Annotated in this window: 5 protein-coding genes; 4 read left to right on the forward strand and 1 reads right to left on the reverse strand. The window is 67.2% G+C overall.

Going from position 1 to position 7,353, the window contains the following annotated elements:
- Positions 1-65 precede the first annotated feature (65 nt).
- Both NP3_RS45515 and NP3_RS45520 read left to right on the forward strand, forming a co-directional pair.
- Positions 66-698 (forward strand): response regulator, encoded by a 633-nt coding sequence (locus tag NP3_RS45515; protein ID WP_051182679.1) that lies wholly within the window; start codon positions 66-68, stop codon positions 696-698.
- 653 nt (positions 699-1,351) lie between these two features.
- Positions 1,352-2,053 carry a DUF1707 SHOCT-like domain-containing protein gene (locus tag NP3_RS45520; RefSeq protein WP_063047903.1) on the forward strand — a complete coding sequence of 234 codons (702 nt, stop codon included), beginning with the start codon at positions 1,352-1,354 and terminating at the stop codon, positions 2,051-2,053.
- A gap of 284 nt (positions 2,054-2,337) precedes the next feature.
- Here the strand turns inward: NP3_RS45520 and NP3_RS45525 are convergent, their stop codons facing one another.
- A complete protein-coding gene (locus NP3_RS45525; protein ID WP_063047904.1) occupies positions 2,338-3,528 on the reverse strand; it encodes a helix-turn-helix domain-containing protein in 1,191 nt (396 codons plus the stop codon).
- 317 nt (positions 3,529-3,845) lie between these two features.
- On the opposite strand from NP3_RS45525, the gene NP3_RS45530 reads away from it, so the two are divergent.
- Complete coding sequence (locus NP3_RS45530) at positions 3,846-4,307, forward strand: hypothetical protein (protein WP_063047905.1); 462 nt, start codon at positions 3,846-3,848, stop codon at positions 4,305-4,307.
- A 1,342-nt stretch (positions 4,308-5,649) separates the two neighbouring features.
- The gene (locus NP3_RS45535) at positions 5,650-7,260 is read left to right on the forward strand and encodes a DUF2339 domain-containing protein (RefSeq protein WP_245721396.1); all 1,611 of its coding nucleotides are present in this window, start codon (positions 5,650-5,652) and stop codon (positions 7,258-7,260) included.
- Positions 7,261-7,353 lie beyond the last annotated feature (93 nt).

The raw sequence follows: 7,353 nt of genomic DNA on the forward strand, positions 1-7,353 counted from the left end.
CCAGGAGCCCGAGCACGTAGGAGGACGATGTGACCAGCGATGATGCTGCCGAGGCGATTTCAGTGATGGTGGTGGACGACCATCCGATGTGGCGGGATGGGGTTTCCCGTGATCTGGCCGAGGCGGGGTTCGTGGTTGCCGCGACGGCGGATGGGGTGGGGTCGGCTACTCGGCGGGCGGCGGCGGTGCGGCCTGCGGTGGTGTTGATGGATATGCAGTTGCCCGATGGGAATGGGGCGCAGGCGACTGCGGAGGTACTGCGGGTGTCGCCGGAGAGCCGGGTGCTCGTGTTGTCGGCGTCGGCCGAACGCGCCGATGTGCTGGATGCGATCAAGGCGGGGGCCTCGGGTTATCTGGTCAAGAGTGCGTCGGCGAGCGAGTTGATCGAGGCGGTGCGGGCTACAGCGGCTGGGCAACCGGTGTTCACGCCCGGGCTGGCCGGGCTGGTGCTCGGTGAGTATCGGCGGATGGCGACCGCGCCGGTCGAACCGGATGAACCGCATCGGCCCGCGCTCACCGAGCGGGAGACCGAAGTTTTGCGGATGGTGGCGAAAGGCTTGTCCGCCAAGCAGATTGCGTCTCGGCTCGGGCTCAGCCATCGAACCGTGGAAAACCATGTGCAGGCGACCTTGCGGAAGTTGCAGCTGGCCAACCGGGTTGAACTGACTCGCTATGCGATCGAGCAGGGGCTCGAGTAGGTGCGCAAGGGTTCTCGAGCAGGTGCGCAACGGTTCTCGAATACGTGGCCGGAACGGGATTCTCGAATACGTGCGGCAATGGGTTTCTCGAACAGGTGGCCGCAACGGTTTCTCGAGCAGCCGCGCGCAATGGTTCTCGAACAGCGCAATGGTTCTCATTGGGTGGCTCGGACTCCTGCACGGAGGTCTCCGGTCCCATAGGTTCCATCCGCGCCCCGATCATCCCGTGGCGTCCATCTGTCAGGTGCCGCAGCAGAAGACACTCGCTGTCCTACACCGGGCACCCCGTCTCGCCAGTGGGCACCTCGTACACGAGGTGTCCACTAGTGGGCCCCGGGTGCCCGGTTCGTTCTTCGCCACGGGTTCGTCGTCTCGGTGCCCGGTGGTGCAATGGAGTGCCCCGCTGGCTCTCCCGTGCGGCTGTGTGATGAGTGCCTGAAACGGTCCGGATCTGTGCGGAATAGGTGGGAGTGGAGCCGGGTGCTCCGTGGCCCCCGGGTGGTGTGTGGGCTTGGCTCGCCGACGCACCGGTGTCAACTAGCGGGAAACGGTCCGAATCTGCGCGGAAATCGGCGGGATCGGGGCCGAGGGGGTGGGGGACTCGGGGATTGCCCTGATGCGTCGGGGGCACTTGGCTCGGTAATCTCGGATTCATGGGTGGCCCCGAATCGGTATCCAACGGTGTCGGCTCCGGTGACGTGGTCGGCGATCGTGAGTTGCGTGTTTCCGATGCCGAACGCGAACATGTCGGTCAACTGCTGCAGCGCGCCGTCGGGCTCGGCATGCTCTCCCTCGGGGAGTTCACCGAGCGGATGGATACCGCGCTGGCGGCCAAGACCCGCGGTGAACTCAATGCCGTGCTGGTCGACCTGCCCGGTGTGCGACTCGTCGGCCAGCCCGCCGCGCCGCCCTCGACATACGTGAATTCCTCGCCCGCCTTCACGAAGCGGGCGTCACCGCCGCCCTCGGTCCCGTCGCAGGTCACGCCGGGGAATGTGATCCGCAGCCGACTGTCCGGGGTCAATCGCCGCGGTGCATGGCAGGTGGCACCCGCGCTGCATCTGAACAACTGGCTTTCCGGCGTCACCCTCGATTTCACCGAGGCGATCATGTCGACCCAGGTCGTCGAGGTGCACGTCGACGACTATCTCAGCTCACTCACCCTGATCGTCCCCGCCGAGGCCACCGTCGACCTCAACGCCGTCGACCTGATCGGCTCCAGCGTCAACAACAAGGTCCGCACCGGCCCACCACTCGGCCCACTACACGTCGTTGTACAGGGCCGAATCCGCTTCGGCTCGATAACCGCCAAACACTCCTTACGCGCCCAATGGCGCAAGTTGATGGGCAGCTAGCGCGGACCGGCTCGGTGAGGTCGGCGCGCGGAAGCTCGAACGGTGCAGGCGCAATTGCGGGGACATGTTGCGGCGGGCGGATTCGGTGCGTTCGGCGGTCGAGCAGCGCGGATCACGCAAGTCCGATAAGTGAGCCGCAATAGCCGGTGCAGCGGCTGGGTTTTCGCTGCACACTCGTCAGCAGTGGCCACTGTGGCACAACTCGCCGATAGAGCCCGCGGTGATACCGCAGAGCACCTGCGGCTGACGCTGAACTAACGTGATCGACCGGATCTCGACGCCGATCAAGTGTTGACGCCGATACGGCGGGCGAAGGCGCGCAACGGGACTCGGCGGTCGTGGTCCAGCAGTTCGGAGACGATGTGCCGGGGCAGGGACTGGTATTTGATCCAGTCGGCGCCGCCGACGCGTTCGGCGTCGAGCAGGGCGGCGAGTGCGCGCTTGTGCTGGCCGGTGCGGGTCAGGGCGACGGCCGTATCGGTGAGGTGGCGGGCGCGGGAGGCCTGGGGCAGACCGCAATTCGCGGGCATATCCTGCGCGGCGGTCAGAGCCTCCGGATAGCGTTCGGAGCTGATATTCACATCGACCGTCTGCATGACGACTTGTGAAGGGCCGAAATAGGTTTCGTAATCGTGACGATCGACGCCGATGCGCAGCGCGACCTCACCCGCCGCTTGGACCAGCGACAACGCTTCCGGAACGTCCTGCGATCGACCGGCCGCGGTTGCGCCCTGCAGGACCAGCGATCCGTACGCGGACAGGTGGGCCGGAGCTTCGTCACCCTCGGGCTCCAGATCCGCCGCCGCACGCAGCGCGACCTTGCGCGACTCCTCATATCGGCCCTGCACCAGCAGCTGCCAGGCGACCGAGCCGCGAATGGTGGCCAGCAGCAGCGGATCATTGCCGAGTTCGGCGGCGGCAAGTCCTTGCCGGATCGCGAGGAACGCCGGATCGGTCTGCCCGAGATGGACCAGGGTGCAGCCGGTGACCCAATACATCCGTGCGAGTAGCTCATTCGCGGATGCGACCGCGCCGTTGCGGGCTGCGTGCACAGTTGCCCGCAGCTGGGTGAGTCCGGTCGGCAGGATCGAGGTCAGCAGTTCGTAGTGGCCGGACCAGTAGGCGCCCCACGCGTAATCGACTGCCCGACTGCCCTCGTCGAGGCCGATCGCACCCTCATCCGGGAGCTCGCCGAGCAGATCGTCGACCGGGGTCAGTGCGCGCCGGATCGCGACGATACCGGCATCGGGATTGCCGGAGGGGATGCCGTGTCGCTTGCCCACGAGGTCGGAGATGTCGACGTCCAGTGCGCGCGCGAGTTTTTGCAGACTGGCGATGGACGCGGTCTGGCGGCCACCCTGTTCCAGTTTGCGCACCAGATCCACGCTGACACCGGCTTGGTCGGCGAGTTGGCGCTGCGTGAGCGCCTTTCCACGGAAGAGCCTTATCCGCACGCCGATCGACGAATCGTCCATGTAGCCAAGTCCTTTGTTACATCCTTGTTTCAGGGTACGACGTTAAGTGATCGTGCTCACTCGAAGTGGGACATTACGTACGACTCGTTCCTGCTCGGTTGGAATACCGTTGCCTTTCTGCAACTTTGAGAATGCAAAGGGCGGCGGCAATGATCACCATGCCGAATACCACCGTGCGAGCTCTCCGCGCCGATCGCGCGTTCGAGCCGGGTGTCCAGACCAGTCGATCCGCGCGGCACACCCAGCGCGTGCGCGAACAGCACGGTCCGCTACGCAGAGGGGGTTACCCGGTCTGCGAACGGGGGGAGGAGTAGGCCATGTTCGAGCGCTGTCACTCGCCCCACGAAATCGCGCATACGCTGCGACATCGGTACGGACTGCCGGTCCAGCTGCTGGCGGGTCGCCCGATGATCACCACCGGCTCCATCCTCGGCGCCCTGGTGATGCCACCGGATCTCGGCCGCAAAGTGCTGGGCACTCTCGACCGGACGTACACGGCCCCGGTGGTCGCCGAACCCGGCGAACGCACCTGGACCTTCCTCGTCGCACCACCGAGCCCGGCCATCCCGGTCGAGATCAGCGTGCGCCGCTGCCTGGCCGGACATCACGTGACCGTCATCCCCCCTGGCCGCCACGTCCTGCTCCCCACCACCGACTCCCAACTCGGCTGGCACTGGGCAGGCGAACCGACCCCCGGCGTCCTGCGCATGCCACCGCGGTCCGCGGTAATCAATGCGGTCTACCAGGTCACCAACATGCGCTCGCACACCCTGCAGTAAGCGCCGACCCCCGCCCTGCCACGACCGGGCGGGGGTTACGTGGAGCGCTGCGGCGGTAGACGTCTTCGTACTGGGTGGTTCGGTCGCGCAGATGGAATTCGAGTAGATCCCGGATGAGTACCAGTGGTTTCTACTCATGTTCCGGTGCGCTCGGGAAATCAGCATTGCAGACATGACTACGTCTATCGATCCCGCGCTGATTTCGCGGTTGTCCGAGGAGTTCGCCGCGTTGGGAACGCAGATGGGCGTCCTCGGCCGAGATCTGGATTTGTTACGAGCGCAGGTCGTCGCCGATTCGGTTGCGGCATCTGCGGTTTCGCCGGAGTCGACCGGCTTCTCGGTTCGCGGAGAGTATCCGCTCGGTCCGATCCCGGTGCCGCCCGGTGCCAGCGGCGAGTCTGCGTCCGGAGCCGCAGGGGCAGTCGGCGGCCAGACAGGTTTGCCGGACGCTCCCGTAGCTTCTTCGGCCGAGCCGACGTGCGGCGCTGGGCAGGATGCAACCGCCGCATCGGCAATCTCGGGGGACTCGGCTGCCGACCGGAGATCGACGGCGCGGTCGGACGCTGCGAGCGCCCCGATGGCCTCGACACCCGAATCGATCTCTGGTGCTTCCGGTGCGCCTGTCGCGGGCGCGGCGCCAGATGCTCCGACCGTGCCCGCAGGGAATAGGTCGGATGCAGCGGCCGCGGGTACTGCTGCCTTGTTTGCCGGGGGCGCGGTGTCAGCTGTGCCTACAACAGGAGAGATTCCCGGTGTTCCGGTTGTGCCTGCCGGGGGCGCGGTGCCGCAGCAATCAGCTTCTGCTGATGTTGCGGGCGTTCCAGTTGTGGCTGCGACTGGTGCGGTTCCGGGTGTTCCGGCGACGTCACCGGGGGGTGCGTCGGCCGTCGCGGGCGCGGCCTCGGGTCCTCATGGTGTGTCTGCAGAGGCTGCGGTGTCGGGTACGGGGTCGGCAGGCGCGGGGCCTGGTGTTCCGGTTGTGCCTGCCGGGGGCGCGGTGCCGCAGCAGTCAGCTCCTGCCGGTGTTCCGGGCGTTCACGCCATGCCTGCGGCTGGTGCGGTGCCGGGGGTGCCCGCCGCTTGGGCGATGCCCGGCGCGCCGATGGCGGGTGCGGCGCCGTCCGCTCCAGTTCCTGGCGGGGTGGGGCGGATTCCGATGCCGCCGACCGGGTGGGCGCGGCCGGTGCCTGGGTATGGCGCCCCGGGCGGTGTCGGGATGTCCGGGTGGGCTGCGGGGCCCGGTGGAGTGCCGGGGGCTTCGGGTATGCCCGGCGGGTTTGTGCCGCCAGGACCGCGTGGGACGGGGGGTGGGGCGGTTCCGCCGGGGTGGGGTGGGGCGCGTGTGCCGAAGACGCCGTGGTGGCAGCAGGAGGGGATGATCAGCCGGGTGCTGGCGGTGGCCGGGGTTGGGGTGACGCTGATCGGGGTGGTGATGCTGTTGGTGCTCGCCGCGCAGGCCGGGTTCTTCGGGCCGGTACCGAGAGTTGTTGCCGGGGTGGTGTTCTCGGCGGCGCTGGTGGGGGCCGGGGCGCGGGTGTTCGGTCGGGTCGGTGGGCGGGTCGGTGGAATTTCCTTGGCTGCCACCGGTATCGCCGGGGCGTATCTGGATGTGGTCGCGGTGACGGCGATCTACGAGTGGTTGCATCCGGTGGTCGGGCTCGCGGTGGCGCTCGGTATTGCGGCGGGAGGGGTCGGGTTGGCGATGCGGTGGCAGTCGCAGCCGCTGGCGGTGCTCGTGGTCGCGGGTGCGGCGTTGTTGTCGCCGTTCGTCACTTCGGAACTGGTGCTGCTCGCATTCCTGATCGTGTTGCAGTTGACCTGTGTGCCGGTGCAATTGGTCCGTGATTGGCCGTTCCTGCATGTGGTGCGCACCGTTCCTGCGACATTGGCGACCTTGTTCGCCATTGCCGTCGCCGTCGTCGACGATCCGGCGCAGGGCCGGGTGTACTGGCTGCTCACCGCTGGGGTGGCGATCGCGGCGATCGGGTTGGTCGGCGGTGTTCTGGTGGTGCGCAGGCGATCCGGCGATATCGTGGCCGCGCTGAGCTTCGCGCTTTCGTCGGCTCCGCTCTTGGCCGCCCCCGCGATGTTCGAGCGGCACCCGGCCACCTTGGTCGCGGCCGTTTACGCGGCGGTTCTGTTGGCCGTGGCGATATTGCCCATGGTGCCGAAATTGCGTGAGCTGGTGCGGATTCCGGATTCGATCGCATTCGTCTCCGCGATCGCCGGTTCGTTCGCGCTGCTCGAAGCGTGTGTCGGCGTGACGCGAGTTCAGACTCTGCCCATCGCACTTTTCCTGGCGGCGCTCTGCTATCTCGGGTTGGCCGGACAGCGGCGCTCCCGTATTGTCGCCGCCATCGGCGCGGCATTGACGCTGGTCGGATCGGTAGCGTACTTCACCACCGCGACTCCGGAAGCGCTTGCGACACAACGGTTTGCGCACGAGCAGCTGGGTATCGCCACCGCTCTGGGCGCCGTCCTCGCGCTCGCGGTCATCTTTGTGGGCGTCTGGTGCGCCCGGAGACTCCCCGGCATGACCAAGGGCGGAACCGACGAGTCGACGCTGTTCGTCGTCGCGAGCATCGCGGGCCTGTATGCGGTAACCGCCACGGCGGTCTCGATCGGCATCGCGACCGGCAGCGCCGACGGTTTCATCATCGGCCACAGCGCCGCCACCATCCTGTGGATGGCCGCCGCCACGGCCGCGCTGTTCTTCGGCCTGCGCAACCTGTCCCGCTCGGCCGCCGTCGCCAAACTGGCACTCGGCTCCGGACTGCTCGTCACCGCGGCCGCCCTGGCCAAGCTGTTCCTGTTCGATCTCGCTACCCTCGACGGTCTGGTCCGAGTAGCAGCCTTCCTGGTAGTCGGCGTCCTCCTGCTCCTGGCAGGGACCCGCTACGCCCGAGCCTTCGCCGAAGCCAGTGCCACAAACCCGGATTCAGTAGAACGCTGACGACTGCCGTACTGGTTGTCCGCCTGCTAATAGTCAGTGCGCGCCTATGTGAGCGTCTTCGCCGAAGACTGCAGGCCGAGATCAGAAGACCCC

Source organism: Nocardia pseudovaccinii NBRC 100343, from assembly GCF_001613225.1.
Lineage (GTDB): Bacteria > Actinomycetota > Actinomycetes > Mycobacteriales > Mycobacteriaceae > Nocardia > Nocardia pseudovaccinii.